This is a genomic window from Paenibacillus sp. D51F (assembly GCF_053345695.1).
Window position 1 is genome coordinate 236007 of sequence record NZ_JBKFAO010000001.1, and the last position, 16254, is coordinate 252260.

17 protein-coding genes are annotated in these 16254 nt (G+C 60.2%); 3 read left to right on the plus strand and 14 right to left on the minus strand.

All coding sequences use genetic code 11. The features are described 5' to 3' along the window. The first annotated feature begins 137 nt into the window (after positions 1–137). Positions 138–812 (plus strand): SOS response-associated peptidase, encoded by a 675-nt coding sequence (locus tag ACLBWT_RS01110; RefSeq protein ID WP_447661272.1) that lies wholly within the window; start codon positions 138–140, stop codon positions 810–812. 239 nt (positions 813–1051) lie between these two features. On the opposite strand, the gene ACLBWT_RS01115 is transcribed toward ACLBWT_RS01110, so the two are convergent. Both ACLBWT_RS01115 and ACLBWT_RS01120 read right to left on the minus strand, forming a co-directional pair. Then, a complete protein-coding gene (locus tag ACLBWT_RS01115) occupies positions 1052–1252 on the minus strand; it encodes a DUF4177 domain-containing protein (protein ID WP_447661273.1) in 201 nt (66 codons plus the stop codon). A gap of 13 nt (positions 1253–1265) precedes the next feature. Further along, complete coding sequence (locus ACLBWT_RS01120) at positions 1266–2192, minus strand: GNAT family N-acetyltransferase (protein WP_447661274.1); 927 nt, start codon at positions 2190–2192, stop codon at positions 1266–1268. Between the two features lie 248 nt (positions 2193–2440). Between ACLBWT_RS01120 and ACLBWT_RS01125 the strand changes: the two genes are divergently transcribed. Further along, a complete protein-coding gene (locus ACLBWT_RS01125) occupies positions 2441–2890 on the plus strand; it encodes a GNAT family N-acetyltransferase (RefSeq protein ID WP_447661275.1) in 450 nt (149 codons plus the stop codon). 240 nt (positions 2891–3130) lie between these two features. Here ACLBWT_RS01125 and ACLBWT_RS01130 read toward each other — a convergent pair whose 3' ends face one another. From ACLBWT_RS01130 to ACLBWT_RS01160, 7 genes are all read right to left on the minus strand, one after another. Next, positions 3131–3757: an SGNH/GDSL hydrolase family protein gene (locus tag ACLBWT_RS01130; RefSeq protein WP_447661276.1), complete on the minus strand. Its 627-nt coding sequence runs from the start codon at positions 3755–3757 to the stop codon at positions 3131–3133. Positions 3758–3926: 169 nt separating this feature from the next. After that, positions 3927–4955, minus strand: a complete 1029-nt coding sequence (locus ACLBWT_RS01135) for a YeiH family protein (RefSeq protein ID WP_447661664.1) — start codon at positions 4953–4955, stop codon at positions 3927–3929. 575 nt (positions 4956–5530) lie between these two features. Further along, the gene (locus tag ACLBWT_RS01140) at positions 5531–5818 is read right to left on the minus strand and encodes a stage VI sporulation protein F (RefSeq protein ID WP_447661277.1); all 288 of its coding nucleotides are present in this window, start codon (positions 5816–5818) and stop codon (positions 5531–5533) included. A gap of 267 nt (positions 5819–6085) precedes the next feature. Further along, positions 6086–8152: an ATP-dependent DNA helicase RecG gene (gene recG / locus ACLBWT_RS01145; RefSeq protein WP_447661278.1), complete on the minus strand. Its 2067-nt coding sequence runs from the start codon at positions 8150–8152 to the stop codon at positions 6086–6088. Continuing rightward, a complete protein-coding gene (locus ACLBWT_RS01150; RefSeq protein ID WP_447661279.1) occupies positions 8149–9006 on the minus strand; it encodes a DegV family protein in 858 nt (285 codons plus the stop codon). The genes recG and ACLBWT_RS01150 overlap by 4 nt, the downstream gene beginning before the upstream one ends. 79 nt (positions 9007–9085) lie before the next feature. Beyond that, entirely contained in the window at positions 9086–10894 is a 1809-nt protein-coding gene (locus ACLBWT_RS01155; RefSeq protein WP_447661280.1) for a DAK2 domain-containing protein, read from the minus strand. Positions 10895–10912: 18 nt separating this feature from the next. Next, positions 10913–11272, minus strand: a complete 360-nt coding sequence (locus ACLBWT_RS01160; RefSeq protein ID WP_049867603.1) for an Asp23/Gls24 family envelope stress response protein — start codon at positions 11270–11272, stop codon at positions 10913–10915. Positions 11273–11572: 300 nt separating this feature from the next. On the opposite strand from ACLBWT_RS01160, the gene rpmB reads away from it, so the two are divergent. Next, positions 11573–11761, plus strand: a complete 189-nt coding sequence (gene rpmB, locus ACLBWT_RS01165; protein ID WP_048748286.1) for a 50S ribosomal protein L28 — start codon at positions 11573–11575, stop codon at positions 11759–11761. Positions 11762–11894: 133 nt separating this feature from the next. Here the strand turns inward: rpmB and spoVM are convergent, their stop codons facing one another. The 5 genes from spoVM to pknB form a co-directional block, all read right to left on the minus strand. Then, positions 11895–11975, minus strand: a complete 81-nt coding sequence (gene spoVM / locus ACLBWT_RS01170) for a stage V sporulation protein SpoVM (protein ID WP_040711006.1) — start codon at positions 11973–11975, stop codon at positions 11895–11897. Between the two features lie 219 nt (positions 11976–12194). Then, positions 12195–12464: a hypothetical protein gene (locus tag ACLBWT_RS01175; protein ID WP_447661281.1), complete on the minus strand. Its 270-nt coding sequence runs from the start codon at positions 12462–12464 to the stop codon at positions 12195–12197. A 5-nt stretch (positions 12465–12469) separates the two neighbouring features. After that, positions 12470–13114, minus strand: a complete 645-nt coding sequence (rpe, locus tag ACLBWT_RS01180; RefSeq protein WP_447661282.1) for a ribulose-phosphate 3-epimerase — start codon at positions 13112–13114, stop codon at positions 12470–12472. Between the two features lie 2 nt (positions 13115–13116). Beyond that, entirely contained in the window at positions 13117–14064 is a 948-nt protein-coding gene (rsgA, locus tag ACLBWT_RS01185) for a ribosome small subunit-dependent GTPase A (protein WP_447661283.1), read from the minus strand. Further along, positions 14061–16253, minus strand: a complete 2193-nt coding sequence (gene pknB, locus ACLBWT_RS01190; protein WP_447661284.1) for a Stk1 family PASTA domain-containing Ser/Thr kinase — start codon at positions 16251–16253, stop codon at positions 14061–14063. Before pknB ends, rsgA begins: the two co-directional genes overlap by 4 nt. Between the last annotated feature and the right edge of the window lies 1 nt (position 16254).

A 16254-nucleotide genomic window follows, 5' to 3' on the forward strand; every position in this document is an offset into this window, starting at 1 on the left:
ATGACCGGCAGCCTGCTGCCGGCTGATCAGCTGATCGGAGATTTGCCGAAAGTCAGCAGACATACTATGCTTATGGAAGCTGGAGGGCTGCGAACATCCTGCTTTCAAAGCCATTCCTTTCTTGAGGAGGGACAACCATGTGCGGACGTTATACGCTGACCGTCACGCTGGAAGAGCTCATGCTCCGTTTTTTGATCGGGGAAACGACGATCCCGCAGCTGGAACCCCGCTACAACGTCGCTCCGGGCCAGATGGTCATGGCCGTCGTCAGCGACGGCAAGCACAATCGGCTGGGCGAGCTGAAGTGGGGACTGGTGCCGCCATGGGCAGACGATCCGAAGATCGGCAGCCGCATGCTCAACGCCAGAGCCGAAACGGCCGCTGCCAAACCGGCGTTCCGGGATGCGCTTCGCCGCAAGCGCTGCCTCATTCCTGCCGACGGCTTCTACGAGTGGCAGCGCACGGAATCGGGCAAGCAGCCGATGCGCATTACGCTCCGCAGCCGGGAGCCCTTTGCCATGGCCGGTCTCTATGAGACGTGGGTGTCGCCGGCTGGCGACCGCTTGTCCACCTGTACGGTGCTGACGACATCCCCGAACGGGCTGATGGCCTCCATTCACGACCGGATGCCGGTCATCCTCCGACCGGAGGACGAGCCTCTGTGGCTTGACCGCGGCATCCAGGATGCGGCCCGCCTGTCGCCGCTGCTCGTCCCCTATCCGGAGGAAGAGATGGCCGCCTATCCGGTCGGCGCCGGCGTCGGCAGCGTCAAGAATGACACGCGGGACTGCATCGAGCCGCTGGTGGATTGACCTCGAAAAGCCTTTCGGACATCCGAAAGGCTTTTGGCTTTTTCGAGAGGCGTCCATGACAGCTCCCAAGGATATTCCAGGGCCGCGAGCTCCGCCAGCCATTTCTTCTGTTTCTGCCCGCCGCAGCCTCATGCCGGCTTGGCTGCCGCAAGCACGAATCGATGGCAAGTGACGTCCATCCAGCCCCGCCTCTCGTTTTCATCATGGATCTCAGCCGAATCGGGTTTCCTCCCTGCCGGTCATGCCTCCACCCATCGCTTGAAGATCATCACGATTCCCGTCGAGGCTCCCTCGTAACGGCTCGTATCGAAGGATGAGGCCAGCTCCCAGCCTTCGGCTCCAAGCAGGTTCAGCCGTTCGTCGAGATCTTCGATGTTGATTTTCGTGCCCGTCCAGCCCCCGAATTGATGCTTGAGCGTTCTATATTCCCAGCGTCCCATTTCCATCATCCTTTCAATCGTTATCCTCTCCATGCTGCGCCAGTTGCTTCCTCATACGAACGGCCGCGATCGGCGTTCCATCCGGCCCCTCCATCTTGCGGATGTCCCAAGGCACCCAGCCTGCGCCGGCATAAAACAACAGAGCCCTTCCATTCGGGCCATGGCAGGTCAGATGCAGCTCCCGCACCCGCTCCGCGGCTGCCGCTTCCATCGCTTCCAGGAGCGCTGCCGCGGCTCCCTGGCCGCGGTAATCCGGACTGACGATGACATTGCCTAGCCATAGCTTGCCTTCCGACTCGTACAGATTCGCATAAGCGGCAGGCGTCCCGTCCACGGCTTCGGTCAGCAGCGTCGGACAGATGCGTTCGGCCGCCGCAGCCTCCAGCTCGTCGGCACGCAATGGATATCCGCCCCTTGGGAACATATAAAACGCCTCGCTGCGGCTGGCCGGCCATGCGGAGATTATGGAGAAGTCCCCGCTGTCCGCCTTCCTCGGGACATAACGGCGGAGCGTGCAATCGAAACGCTCTACTCCAGGATACTTCTCTCCCAAGCTGCGGATATCGAAGCCGAGCTTCCGATAAAATCCGACGGCATCGGCGTCGGTCTCAGCCCGCAAAACGCCATTCCTCGCCGCCTGCAGACAGCGGGAAACGAGCCGCCTGCCCGTCCCGCCGCCCCTCAGCTCCGGACTCACCGCAAGATGCAGCAGCACGGCGTCGCTATGGGATGGCGCCCGATAACCGGCAATGCCGATCAGCCTGCCGCCCTCGCCGAGGCCGGTCAGGTGAAGCTCCCCGTCCTCGCGGTACTGCTGCAGGACACGATGCGGCTTCTCCGCATCGCCTCCTGCATACATGCATTGGGCCAGGAGCCGGGCGGGCTCTTCCGTTTCCGGCAGCGCCAGTGGATCCATCCATTCATGCAGAGATCCGCTCACGGCATCTTCTCCTCTCTATGCATCAGAGCTTATTGGATCAGGGTCAATTTCTCTTCACATCGGTGCTCAAGGTTCGGGGCCAGCCTCCGTCTGGAGATGCCACAACGCTCATAAACTCCATGTTCCCTTCTCGTTCCCATTCTCTTCTATTCGGCTTGGAGCCGCTTCTTCCTTTAGGACAAGACGGATAAAGCCATTTTTGGTATGCTGTAGAAAAGATTCAACGGAGAAAGGTGGTCTGGACAACGATGTCGAATCCGATTGAACTGCGCGGCGCCATGCCTGCGGATGCCTCGTCCTTGGCAGAATTGCTGCTGGAGCTGACCGGGACGGATACCGATCCGGCGGCTCTGGCCGAGCGGCTGGACAACATGGCCGGCAACGACGGCATCCGTGTTGCCGTTGCCTCCGACGGAGAGCGGCTCGTCGGCACGGCGATGGGCATACTCTGCCCGGATCTCGTCGGCGGCCTCCGCCCCTATTTGCTGATCGAGAACGTCGTTGTATCGGCTCATTGCCGGGGCGGCGGCGTCGGAAAAAAGCTGATGGCGGATCTGGAAAGATTCGCGAACGCGCATCAATGCACGTATATGATTCTCGTGTCCGGCGCCCACCGCAGCGAAGCGCATGCCTTCTATGAATCGGTCGGATTCACCCGCGAAGCCGGCTTCAAGAAGAAGCTGCGTCCGCTTGCCTGATACAGGCTTGCCGCAGAAGCGGCCTTGACCGCCAACCTTTGTGCAGGCAGAAAAGGCCGAAGCAAAGGCAAAAGCCCGCCTCCTCCGGCGGGCTTCTGTTCGTTGTTGAGCGATCCGCCAGCTGAGTCCAGCTCCGCTATCAAGCCGGAATGCCTGCCGCTTGTCGCCTATCTTTGCCTGTGCATGCGGCAGTTGCCGCTATAATGTCTATCTTTTGCTTCTCAGCACTTGAAGGATCGGTTAAGCCTTCACCGCGTCCATCCAAGCCTCGGCGATCAGCGCGTTGCCCGCCGGAGAAGGATGGACGCCGTCCGGAGCCCAGTAGGCCGGTCCTGTCGCGGCCGCCGCTTGGGCGAACAGGCCGTCGAGCGGAACATAAAGAGCCTTGTATTCTCCCGCAAGCTCGCGCACGACCTGGATTTTAGGATCCAAATCCTCGCGCCATGCCTTCTGTCCCTCATTCACCGGCAGCACGAACGGCTCCACGAGAATGAGCTTCGGTGCGCTCTTCTCCAGCGCTCGTTCCAGGATGGAACGATACGTGTCCCGGTACGCTTCCGCGCTCAGCGGCATGCCGCTGTCGAAGCGTCTCCAGGTATCGTTGATGCCGATATAGACCGACAGCCAGGACGGACGCAGCTCCAGGCAGTCCTCCTCCCACCGGCTGGCCAGGTCGACGACGCGATCTCCCCCGATGCCTCTGTTGAGGAACTTCACGTCCTTGTGCGGGTGCTTTCTTCCGAACTGAGCGGCTGCCATCAGAGCGTAGCCGGAACCGAGGCTGTCTCCCTGGCTGCGGTCGCGCCCGGCGTCGGTAATGCTGTCGCCCTGAAACAATACGACGGCTCCTTCTTCAATATAAGTCATGCATGTACACCTCCATCGCTCATTATACACCTTGACGCGTTAAATGGAGACGCATTCATACGTTGAAAATCATGCGGATAATCAGATCAAAAAGGCGGCCCCGGAACCGAAGCCGCCCCTCTCTCCATCCAACTGCGAATGCCGCCCCCAGCCGTAGAGCGGCGCAGGCTCAGCCCTGCGCAAGCCCGAGCAGATGAACAAGGCCGAAACCGATCGCCGTCAGCAGCACCGAGCCGGCAAGCCCCGCCGCGAAAGCCTTTGGTCCTAGCCGCCTGAACATCTTGACGTCTACGCCCAGTCCGAGTCCCGCCATCGCCATGGCGATCAGCAGGTAAGCCGCCGTGACAAGCGCGGAAGCTGCTTCCTCCGGAACCAATCCTGTCGTATGGATGGCGCTGACGGCCAGAAATCCGAAAATAAACCAAGGTATCGTCACCGGAGTCTTTGTTTCGGCTCCGTTTCCGCTTTTGATGCGGCTTTTGATGCGGCTTTTCCTGGCCGTCCACATGCCGAGCAGCAGCGCGACCGGGACCAGCATCGCCACGCGGCCAAGCTTGACGACGACGGCCATGTCGACCGCCTCGCGTCCGCCCGGCGCTGCCGCGGCCAGCACATGGGCAACCTCATGGAGCGTCGAGCCGGAGAAGATTCCGTATCCCGAAGCGCTCATTCCAAGCACCGGATAGAGCAGCGTGTAGATCAGCGTGAAGATGGTGCCGAGGATAGCGACGACGGCTGCAGCCGCAGCCGTCTCCTCCTCCTTGGCCTTGAGCTGCGGCGATATGGCCGCAACGGCCGCCGCGCCGCAGATCGCGGTTCCGCAGGCGGTGAGCAGTCCCAGATTCCGGCTCGTGCCCAGACGCGACGCGATCCAGGCGACGAATGGAATCGTCACCGCGATGTGGATGACGTCGATGGCGAGCACACGGGGGCCGGCCGACACGATGTCGCCCAGATTCAGCCGCATGCCGAGCAGGACGATGCCCGCCCGCAGCAGCGTCTTCGAAGCGAACGAGATGCCCGCCCCTGCCGCCGCCGGCACTCCTCCCGCAAAATGCCGGTAGGCCATGCCAAGCACGATAGCCAGCACCAGCGGACCGAATACCTGGAATCCCGGCAGCTCGGCGATCATTTTCGCCGCAGCCGCCAGCATCGCCGTCAGGAACAGCCCGAAAGCGAATCCCTTGTTTCCCGGCAACTGCTTGAATGCCGCCTGTACCTGTACCTGAACCTGTGTCAAACCCTTCACCTTCCGTCCTGTTGTTGACTTCACTATAGGACAGTTGGGGAGAGATGTTAAATTCAGATCCTCTATGCCTGTCATCAGGAATGCTTATGGGAGTTCGCGGGTCACAAAAAAGCGCAGAATGCCGGGTGTTCCGCCCGAAAATTCAACGCTTTTACAGCTGCCGGCTGCCGGCGATAATCCGCTCGGATATATCTATTTCCAACGCTCAAGCTGCATCCATGCATAGCTGAGCTGATTACATTCAAATGCTCAAGGTGCAGCCATGCCAAGTTGATTACATTCACATGTTAAAGATCCAGCCATGCAATCCAGTCGAGTGCTGAAGATCCAGCCATGCAAAATTGATCCCTTTCGAGTGCTGAAGGTTCATCCATGTAAAGTCGATCCCTTTCGAGTGCTGAAGATTCATCCCTGTAAAGTCGATCCCTTTCGATTGCTCGGCAGCACGGATGAGTATGCTCGGAATCATGGATAGGAATGCTTTCCTCCATGCACGCTAGAAGGATTCAGACGCTCCGTCCTGCTCAGCGAAACATCCCCCACAGCTTGATGAGGTGGAATGTATTGTTCGGATCGATCTTTTGGCTCAGTACGAACTGCACCAGCTGCTCCTCCTGGGTATCCGTCAGCTTTTCCTGCAGGATGCCGGCTCCGTTGCGGACCAGCTTTTTCACTTTGGCGCGGTCGGCCAGATCGTACTTCGTAACTCCGTTCACAAGCAGCTTGATGCGATCCTTCACCGCCGGATTTTTCAGCTTCAGCTTGACGCGTTCCACGAATTCGGGCCGTATTCCGTACTTTTCGTAGCTCATGCAGCCAGGCACCTCCATCGATTTGGTCGGGCAACACCTCAAAACCACCGATGTTATCCTATGCCGGGCCCATCCGAGAGTTTCCTGAGAAAGGCGAATTAAGCGCACGGGACGCAAAAACGCCCCGCAGCCGGCAAGCAGCTGCGGGGCAGGAGCCAGATATTACGCGAAGGCCCGACACGGTTGTCTATTTTCCGGCTTATAGCTGATCGCCATGAAAAATCGGAACCTTGGCAACTACCGCCCCAAGGACGGAGACGCCAAGGCTCAGTCGAGCTGGGCTCCTTGGAAGATCGGATCCTTGGCAAGCATCGCCCGCATGTCGGCATAGGCCGGCGCAGTCCAGAAATCAGGCTCGGCGGCGATGTCCGCCGCATCGTCCCGGGCGGCCTCCAGCACGGCGAAGTCAGCGGCCATATCGGCCAGCTTGAAGTCCGGCAGGCCGCTCTGCTTCGTGCCGAAGAAATCGCCGGGACCTCTCAGCTCCAGGTCGCGCCGCGCCACCTCGAAGCCGTCGTCGGTCTCCTGCATGACGGCCATCCGCTCGCGTCCGGTTTCGTTCTTCGGATCCGCGACGAGCACGCAGTAAGAGGCATGGGCGCCGCGCCCTACCCGCCCGCGCAGCTGATGCAGCTGCGAGAGGCCGAAGCGCTCCGCGTCCATGATGATCATCAGCGTCGCGTTGGGAACGTCGACGCCGACCTCCACGACCGTCGTCGCGACGAGCACCTGCAGCTCGTTCTCGCCGAACGCCCGCATGACCTCGTCCTTCTCGGCCGTCGTCATCCTGCCATGCAGCAAGCCGACCTTCAGATCCGGGAAAGCCTGCTGCAGCTGCACGAACTGATCGATCGCATTCTGCACGTCCAGCTTCTCGGATTCCTCGATGAGCGGACAGATGACATATGCCTGCCGTCCTTCCGCCGTCTCCCGGCGGATGAACCCGAACACCCGGTCCATCATGACATGCTTGACCCAATAGGTTTTGATCGGGATGCGGCCCTTCGGGCGTTCCTTGATCGTGGACACGTCCATGTCTCCGAACGCGGTAATGGCGAGCGTGCGCGGAATCGGCGTCGCCGTCATCGTCAGCACGTCCGGACTCGGTCCCTTGCGCCTGAGCACGCTGCGCTGATTGACTCCGAACCGATGCTGCTCATCCGTGACGACAAGACCAAGCGAGCGGAAGACGACGTCGTCCTGGATCAGCGCATGCGTCCCGATCAGCACGTCGATGAGCCCCATCTGCAGCCCGGCGAGCAGATCGCGGCGCTTGCGCTCCCCTACGCTGCCGGTTAGCAGCGCGGTCTGGACGCCGGCCGACTCGTACAGCCTCGTCAGAGACCTCATATGCTGCTCCGCCAATATTTCCGTCGGCACCATGAGCGCTCCCTGATGCCCGGCCTTGACGGCCGCGAGCAGAGCTATGGCGGCGACGACCGTCTTGCCCGCGCCGACATCGCCCTGCAGCAGGCGATTCATCGCATGGGGCTGGCGCATGTCGGCAAGAATCTCATTGACGACCTTCTTCTGGGCATCCGTCAGCTCGAACGGCAGCGAAGCCGCGAACTGGCGGATGACCTCCGGATCGACCCGGTGGACGATGCCGTCCGCGCGGCGGCGGTTCAGCATCCGGTATGCCTGCAGCTTGAGCTGGAAAAAGAACAGCTCCTCGTAGACGAGCCTTCTGCGCGCGCCTTGCCCGTCCTGTGGATGCTCGGGATGATGGATATGCAGCACCGCTTCGGACCTCGGCATCAGCTTGTACTTCGCCACGAGCCTCTCCGGGAGGTTCTCCTCCAGGAGGCTGCCGTATTGAGCCAGCGCTTGTCCGATCGTCTTGCGCATCCAAGCCTGCGTAATCCCGCCTCCGACCGAATAGACCGGCTGCAGCGTGCCTGTTTTGGCGACTCCCTTGTCGGGAAACTCCGAGTCGGTCACCGTCAGCTGCATCCGCCGGGCATCCCATTTGCCCGTGAGCGTTATTTCCCGGCTCAGCGTCAGCTGATCCTTGAGGAACATCCGGTTGAACCAGACGGCCGTCACCAGCTGTCCGTCCACTTCGGCTTTGCAGGTGATGCGGGCTTTTCCTTTGCCGAAGCGGGCGACCATCGGCAGCCCCCGGATGATGCCCTGAACGGTGATCTTCTCGCCGTCCTTCACCTCTCCGAGGGAACGGAGACGATAATCCTCGTAACGGAAAGGAAAATAGTTCAACAGATCGGCTGCGTTATAGATGCCAAAGGCGTGAAGCTCCTGCTCCTTCGGAGCGCTCACGCCTTTGATCTGCCTCAGCGGAATTTCTTCCAGCCGGGCAAGAGGTTTATGGGTCATGCTCTCTGCATGAACACCGCTGCGGTACCTGGGCCTACATGGGCGCCGATGACAGGACCGAGCGTCGTGGTGGTCGTATGGCGGATCTGGAACGAAGCGTTGATCGCTTCATACAGATCGAGCGCGGAGCCTCTTTGGTATCCCCAGGCGAAGTGGACCGCCACAGGATCGTCGCCGAACTTTTCCTTCAGCAGATCAACGATGCGTTGTACCGCTTTTTTGGTGCCGCGGACTTTGTCCACGGGCGTGATGGAGCCTTCGTCATCGATGGACAGGATCGGCTTGATATTGAGGATGGATCCGAAAAATGCCGAAGCTTTGCCGATCCGTCCGCCTTTTTGAAGGTATTCCAGCGTATCCACGAGGAAATAGAGCCCTGTCTCCTTGCGCATCCGGTACACTTCGTCCAGGATATCCTCCTTGGACGCTCCGGCCTCGGCCATCTCGGCAGCCTTCACGACCAGCATGCCGTTGCCGTAGGAAGCCGACTTGGAGTCCACCGCCGTAATGTCGGCCTCTCTCTCGATCAGCGATTGGGCAAGCAGGGCGGATTGGAAGGTGCCGCTGAACTGGGAGGACAGATGGATGGAGATGATCGGCGCATCGGGAGATTCATCCAGAATCCGCTCGTATACGGCCATGAATTCGGACGGGGAAGGCTGCGATGTCGTCGGCAGCCCGCTGAACTTCTCCAGCTTCTCGTAGAATTCATCGGCCTGGAGCGTTACGGAATCCAGGTAGGATTCGGTTCCAAAAAGCACCTGAAGCGGCACCATCTCGATGTTCAACCGCTCCCGGACTTCGCGCGGAATATCCGCTGTACTGTCGGTTACTATCCGAACCTTCGTCGTCATTTACGTCAACCTCCACGGACTGCTGCTGTTCGTCTGGAGGACGATTCTGTTCCAACCGTCCTCCAGCCGATTATCCCCGTTATTCCAGGGCAAACAAATAAGGGTAAAGCGGTTGTCCGCCTTCATGAACTTCAAGCTCGACATCCGGATGGGCATCGGCGATCCAGGCCGCCAGCTCCTCCGTGCCTTCTTCCGTGGAGTCTTCTCCCGTAAGGATGGTCAGCAGGTCGCCGCCATTCGCCAGGAGGCGTCCGACAAGTCCCTTGCAGGACTCCAGAAGAGACGGTTCCGAGACGACGATCGCCTTCTCGAAGATGCCGATGTAATCGCCCTCGCGGACTTCCACGCCGTCGATCTCGGTATTGCGGACGGCTTGCGTGACGCTTCCCGACCGCACAGCCTTGGCCGCGCCGGCCATCAGAGCGTTGTTGCGCTCCGGCGTCTCGTTCTCCTTGAAGGCGAGCACCGCCGCGAGGCCTTGCGGCACCGTACGGGTCGGGATGACGCTTACGCTGCGGCCGGACAGCTCGGCTGCCTGCTCCGCGGCGAGAATGATGTTGCTGTTGTTCGGGAGCAGGTAGATATGCTCGGCCGGCAGCGCTTCGATCGCGTTGACGAAATCCTCGGTGCTCGGATTCATCGTCTGTCCCCCGGACAGCACGACATCGACGTTGTTGTCGAGGAAGATGCCGGAGATGCCCTCTCCGATCGCGACGGCGATAATGCCGTAAGGAGCCCATTCATGAACGGATTCCGGAGGCGTCTGCAGGGCGGAAGCCGATCCCGCCAGCACTTCCGCCACGGCGAGCGCCTCGTCCGAAGCCATGTCCAGACCGCGGACCGCTTCGTTGAAGGCATCCTCGCCGAGCAGCTCCCGGTGCTGCTCCCTCATGTTGAGGATATGGAAATCCGTCAGCTCGCCGTATGGAAGAGACAGATTCAGCACGTCGCCGGGGCGGCGGGAGTGGACGTGGACCTTGATGAGGTCGTCTTCGGCGATGACCAGAATCGAGTCGCCGTCATTCGCCAGCTGCTGCCGATAGCCTTCTTCGTCGAAGGCAGGAGCTCCGGGCAGCGCAAGCTTGGGCTTGATGAAGAATTCCATGTCGTAGAAAAATTCGATCTCGCTCGTCGAAAGCCGTGCCTGGGCTTTGGCTCCAGCGCGGCTTGCCGGCTGCGGGCTTGCAGGATAGACCGGCAAAGGGTCGGAGGAGCGGCCAGGCTCGCGGAAGACCTCGACCGGGGCGGCTTCCGAAAGCACCGGCAGCCGATTCTCGACAAAGTAGGCCAAAAAGCCTTCGTAGATGAGCACCAGCCCTTGGCCGCCGGAATCGACGACTCCGACCTGCTTCAGCACCGGAAGCATCTCCTGCGTACGCCGCAGCGTTTCTTCCGCCTGAGAGAGCACCTCCCTCATCAGGGATTCCATATCGTCCGTGCGGCGGGCTGCCGTCTGGGCATGGCGGGCCGTCTCCCTGGCGACCGTCAGAATCGTGCCTTCGACCGGCTTCACGACGGCCTTGTAGGCCATGTCGACTCCTTGCTGCAGGGCGGCGGCGAATTGCACCGGCCCTGCCTCGTCCAGGCCGGCCAGCGCTTTTGCGGTTCCGCGGAAAAGCTGGGACAGAATGACCCCGGAATTGCCTCGGGCGCCCATCAGCAGGCCTTTGGACAAAGCCTCAGCCGTACGGCCCACCGAGTCCGAATTCTTATTCTGCAGCTCCCGGACTCCGGAAGCCATCGTCAAGTTCATATTCGTACCCGTATCGCCGTCGGGAACGGGGAATACATTCAAAGCGTTGACGCGTTCCGCGCCCCGCTGCAAATTCTCCGCACCGAGCAAAACCATACCGGCGAAGTCCGAACCGTTAATAAAGCGCTTTCCCAAACGAAATTTCCCCTTCCACTAACTGATGACCCGCACGCCCTGGACAAAAATATGGACATGGTCGACCCTCAGGCCGATCACTTCGTTCAGCACGTATTTGACTTTGGTCTGGATATTATGGGCGACCTCGGAAATCCGGGTGCCGTAACTTACGATGATATGCAGGTCGATATGAAATTCTTCGTTTTCGCGCCGCACTTCCACTCCGCGGGAAAGGTTGTCCCTCTTGAGCAGCTCGGCGATGCCGTCCTTGAGCTGCTTGCGCGAGGCCATGCCGACAAGCCCGTAGCATTCGAGCGCCGCAGATCCCGCAATGACGGCGATGACATCGTCAGTCACAAAAATTTTACCTAATTCGGTCGATAGCTGCATGGGCATGGCAGGTTACACACTCCTTCGTATCGGGCAGAACTTGGCAAGCTGCACGCCCTACTATTCCCTGGGAACAAGGACTGACATCCATTGTACTATATTTCAGCCCGTTTATGAAGCCTGAAACGCTCTTCCCTTCGTTTTTCTCGCAAATGCGCCTGCTCTTGCCTCTTGCGAGGCCGCGTCCCGCCTGCCAAACGATGGTTGATCAAGAGCCTATTGTATGTTAAGATATCCAAGTATGTTTTCATGCGGACTTTGTTGTTCGCATAGGGCGACCTGCAAGCTGTAAAGGAGGTGTATCGCATGTCTCGCAAATGTTTCGTAACCGGCAAAGCTCCGGGCACCGGAAACCACGTTTCCCACGCGAATAACCGCAACCGCCGTACTTGGGGCGTCAACGTCCAAAAAGTGCGCATTCTCGTCGACGGCAAGCCTAAACGCGTATGGGTCAGCACCCGCGCGCTGAAATCCGGCAAGGTAACCCGCGTGTAGTGAACACGCCTTTGCGTCCAAGAAGGGACATGCCTGTACCTTCTTTTCCGACGACAAAAAGCACCTGGGCTTATGCCCAGGTGCTTTTTTGCGGGCTTTTCAGTTCGGAAGGGCCGGCAGCTGCTCACGGAAGTCAGCTTTTTTGGAAGGTGTTCAAGATGGCCTTGACAAATCCGCCCAGAAACTTAGGCAGCTTGATCGTGTAGAATTTCATGCTTCATCCCTCCTCGAAATCGCTGGTCGTGTATTCACTGCCGGGCCGCGCTTCCGCCCGAATGAGGCCGCCGGGCCGCCTCCAGCCGCGGAACATTCGCCCCTTATCTCTTCATGCACAACAAAAAAAGGCTACAAGAACCTGAAGTTCATGTAACCATCCTATGCGGGAAGAATTTGTCCTATTCCGCCTCTGCCTCAGCTTGGGCGGCAGCCTACCTTACGGAGCGGTGCCGTGCTTGACGAAGACGTACATCGTGTACGCGATGACGGACAGGATGAAGAAGAGAATGGATAAGAAGACGAAGCCGACTCGCCTCCATACCGTCTCGTGGGTCCGGAAAAAACGCAGCCCCAGCCATAAAGCCAAAAGGGAAAAAACGAACCGGATGACGCCGGGCACCATGACGAACAAAGTCATCAGCAGGCCGCAGGCGATGCCGTAGAGCATCGCAGCGGCAAATCCTCTCCATCTGCTCTCCGTCTCCATGGCGCCTACCGCAGCGAGGCTATCGCCGCCGCCAGATCCTCCGCCCCGTATACGTAGCTGCCGGCAACGAACACATCCGCGCCCGCTTCACGCACGAGCGGCGCTGTCGCGGCATTGATGCCTCCGTCCACCTGCACATGGACGCCGCTGCGGCCGCGGTCGTGGAGCATGCCGCGGAGCGTCCGCAGCTTGTCGAGCGAGTAAGGGATGAAGGATTGGCCGCCGAAGCCCGGATTCACTGTCATGATGAGCACGAGGTCGACATCGTCCAGAACCGGCTCCAGCAGCTGCACCGGAGTGCCGGGATTGATCGCCACGCCCGCAGGCAGCCCCAGCTCCTTGATCTGGTGGATGACCCGGTGCAGATGGGTGCAGGCTTCCAGATGCACGGTAATGCGGTCCGCTCCGGCTCTGGCGTAGTCTTCGATGTACTGCTGCGGCTGCTCGATCATGAGATGAACGTCGAACGGAAGCTTCGTCACATGGCGGACCGCCCCCATGATCGGAGGGCCGAAGGTCAGATTGGGGACGAAGTGGCCGTCCATGATGTCCACGTGGATCCAATCCGCTCCCGCCTTCTCGACGGCGGCGATCTCTTCCCCCAGCTTGGAAAAATCAGCGGATAAGATGGATGGCGCGATGATGGTCATGTTCAGTACCTCCGCTTCTTCTCTTTCATTTCTCCCAGGAACTGCACATAGCTGTCGTACCGGCTCTGAGCGACCGTTCCTTCCGCGAGCGCGGCCGTAACGGCGCAGCCCGGCTCATGGGTATGCGTGCAGCCGCGGAATTTGCAGTCCGGAGACAGCTCCCTCATTTCCTTGAAGCCGTAGGACAGATCCTCGATGCCGAGCTCCTGGAAGTCGAGCTGGCTGAATCCGGGCGTATCGGCGACATAGCCGTCTCCCGGCTCCGCGCCTGCCTCGACCAGCTCCACGTGGCGCGTCGTATGCTTGCCTCGGCCCAGCTTGGAGCTGATCTCGTTCGTCTCCAGCTTCAGCTCCGGAACGAGCGCGTTGAGCAGGGATGACTTGCCGACGCCCGACTGCCCCGCGAACAAGGCCAGCCGGCCCTTGAGCACGGCGCGGATCTCCTCCAGCCCTCTGCCTTGCCTGGAGCTTGTGCCGATGACCCGATAGCCGATCGCCCGGTAGACCCGCTCCACCGTATCGATCGCTTCGCTTGCTTCCTCCGCGTCCGGGCCATCCTCGGACAAGTCCTGCTTGCTCAGGCATAACACCGCTTCGAGGCCCGAATGCTCGATATGGACAAGGAATTTGTCCAACAGGGTCAAGCTGAGCGATGGCTCGGATACGGAAAACACGAGCACCGCCAGATCGGCATTGGCCACAGGCGGCCGGACGAGCTCCGTGCTGCGCGGAAGAATCTCCTCCACCGTGCCTTCCCCCGTCACGCTCGCGCTGTAGACGACGCGGTCGCCGACAAGCGGGGACTCTCCCCGCTTCTTGAAGATTCCGCGCGCCCTGCATTGCAGCGGCTTGCCGCTGGCGCCGTCCGGAATGACGTAATAGAATCCGCTAAGCGCCTTGACGATCAGGCCTTGGCCCGTTGTGCCGGAGTAATCAGTCGTTTCCGTCATGGTCGCCCGTCCTTGTTTTTGTCTTTGTCTTTATCTTTGTCTTTGTCTTGCTTGCCGTCCTGATCCATCGAAGCGTTCTCTCCATCCGGAGGCGCGACAGCTCCAAGATCCGGCGTCGGGGTCGCTTCAGGCGTCGGCGACGGGGTCGGATCCGTTCCCGGCACGGCCATCGGCCCCGAGTCCCTGCCTGCCTTCTCGTCCTCGTAGGAGCGCGAGAACGTATCGGCCAGCTGGCCGTCGCGGTAGATCTTCACGAGAGCTTCCGTATTGGGAGCGAGCACGACTTTGACGTCGAAGCTTCTGGTCTCCTTGATGCTGGTCTTCCGCATTTCGATGTCGTTGCCCGTCGCGTCGCTGTAGACGATCCGGATCTCGCTTGACTTGCCCGCCCGCGAAGGAGAGATGAGCAGGTTGAACGTATAGTCCAAAGCATCCTTAGGGAAGCCTCCGCTGACCGTCAGCGAAATCTGGGTGCCCTTGGAGACTTGCGAGCCGGGGCCGTAAGGATCCTGCGACAGGACGATTCCTTCCTTCTCGTAGCTGTCTTGCTTCAGAATGTTCTCGTCGCGGACTTCAAGTCCGGCATCGCGAATCATCTTCTTGGCATCGTCGACCGACTTGCCGACCAGATCCGGCATCGGCACCGTTTCCTGGCCCTTGCTGACGGTGAGCGTCACCGTCGCCGTTGTCGGGTCCAGGTCGGTATCGGGCGGCGGATTCTGGCTGATGACCGTTCCCGGCTCCGCCGATGCGTCGAACACTTCGGTCTGCTTGATCTGTCCGGAATCCAGGCCGAGATCCTGCAGGGCCGCGACGACGTCCTGGACTTTCTGGCCGACATAGCTGCCCAGCTTCTTCAGCTCCGGTCCGTCGCTGACCGACAGCTGGACACGCGAGCCCTTTTTCACCCGCATGTTGGACTTGGACTGGGCAAAGACCTGGTCCTTCGGAATATCCGCCTTGAAGGCGCGGATGGAAGGCTCGGCGATCATAAGCCCCGCGTCCTCCAGCATCGTGCGGGCCTGCTGCTCGGTCTGTCCGACCACATAAGGCACCTCGACCTCCGCTACGTCAAGGGATCCCGATACGACGCGGAAAACGCCATATACGGCTCCGATGACAGCGAGCGTGATCAGGATGATGACGAGAGGCTTGACCCAGCCTCTGCGGCGGGGAAGCTCCTCCTCCTCTTCTTCCTCCTCGGCAGACGCCATGCGCACGGTGTCCTTCGCCGCGGCTCCCTGCCCGCTGGCCGGATATTCGAATGAAGGCTTGCCTTCATTCGCAAGCATGCCGGGACGTATCGCCGGCATGACCCTGGTTTCGTCCATGTCGCCGGCCGCAAACGTAATCTTGGGCTCCCGGATTCTTTCCGGCCTCAAGGACGTCTCCAGATCCTCCAGCATCTCGCCTGCCGTCCGGTACCGTTCGGAAGGATTTTTGCGCGTCGCCTTGATGATGATGTTCTCCACGCTTTGCGGAATGAGCGGATTGACCGACTTCGGATCCTCAAGCGGCTCCTGCAGATGCTTGAGCGCGACGCTGATCGGGCTTTCGCCGAGGAAAGGAAGCCTGCCCGTCACCATCTGATAGAGGACGATGCCGAGCGAATAGATATCCGACTTTTCTCCCGTGCTGACGCCTTTGGCATGCTCCGGCGAGAAATAATGCACGGAGCCGATCACCGAGCCCGTCTGGGTGATCGTCGAGGACGTCACCGCGCGGGCGATGCCGAAATCCGTCACCTTGACCCGGCCGTTGCGGCCGATCAGAATATTGTGCGGCTTGATGTCGCGGTGGATGATATGGTTCTGATGCGCGTGGTCCAGAGCGTCTGCGATCTGCGAGGATATCCGCACCGCCTCGTCCGCCTGGAGCGGCGCCCGCTCCTGAATGATTTCATTGAGATTATGGCCTTCTACATATTCCATGACGATGTAATGGACTTCTTCTTCCTGCCCTACATCATAGATGCTGACGACGTTGGGATGGGACAGGGCGGCGGCGGATTGCGCCTCGCGGCGGAACCTCCGGATGAACTCCTCGTCATGGACATACTGGGAACGAAGCACTTTCACCGCGACGTTGCGGCTGAGCAGCACGTCGTGGGCTTTGTATACGAGCGCCATGCCTCCCCCGCCTATGCGGGACAGGATTTCATAGCGTCCACCTAATTCTCTGCCGATCATG

Coding starts and splice junctions, on each gene's coding strand:
- rpmB (WP_048748286.1), top strand. CDS start 11,573: ATGTCTCGCAAATGTTTCGTAACCGGCAAAGCTCCGGGCACCGGAAAC.
- pknB (WP_447661284.1), bottom strand. CDS start 16,253: ATGATCGGCAGAGAATTAGGTGGACGCTATGAAATCCTGTCCCGCATA.
- ACLBWT_RS01130 (WP_447661276.1), bottom strand. CDS start 3,757: ATGACTTATATTGAAGAAGGAGCCGTCGTATTGTTTCAGGGCGACAGC.
- ACLBWT_RS01125 (WP_447661275.1), top strand. CDS start 2,441: ATGTCGAATCCGATTGAACTGCGCGGCGCCATGCCTGCGGATGCCTCG.
- ACLBWT_RS01140 (WP_447661277.1), bottom strand. CDS start 5,818: ATGAGCTACGAAAAGTACGGAATACGGCCCGAATTCGTGGAACGCGTC.
- rsgA (WP_447661283.1), bottom strand. CDS start 14,064: ATGACGGAAACGACTGATTACTCCGGCACAACGGGCCAAGGCCTGATC.
- ACLBWT_RS01175 (WP_447661281.1), bottom strand. CDS start 12,464: ATGGAGACGGAGAGCAGATGGAGAGGATTTGCCGCTGCGATGCTCTAC.
- recG (WP_447661278.1), bottom strand. CDS start 8,152: ATGACCCATAAACCTCTTGCCCGGCTGGAAGAAATTCCGCTGAGGCAG.
- ACLBWT_RS01110 (WP_447661272.1), top strand. CDS start 138: ATGTGCGGACGTTATACGCTGACCGTCACGCTGGAAGAGCTCATGCTC.
- ACLBWT_RS01160 (WP_049867603.1), bottom strand. CDS start 11,272: ATGCCCATGCAGCTATCGACCGAATTAGGTAAAATTTTTGTGACTGAC.
- ACLBWT_RS01150 (WP_447661279.1), bottom strand. CDS start 9,006: ATGACGACGAAGGTTCGGATAGTAACCGACAGTACAGCGGATATTCCG.
- rpe (WP_447661282.1), bottom strand. CDS start 13,114: ATGACCATCATCGCGCCATCCATCTTATCCGCTGATTTTTCCAAGCTG.
- spoVM (WP_040711006.1), bottom strand. CDS start 11,975: ATGAAATTCTACACGATCAAGCTGCCTAAGTTTCTGGGCGGATTTGTC.
- ACLBWT_RS01115 (WP_447661273.1), bottom strand. CDS start 1,252: ATGGGACGCTGGGAATATAGAACGCTCAAGCATCAATTCGGGGGCTGG.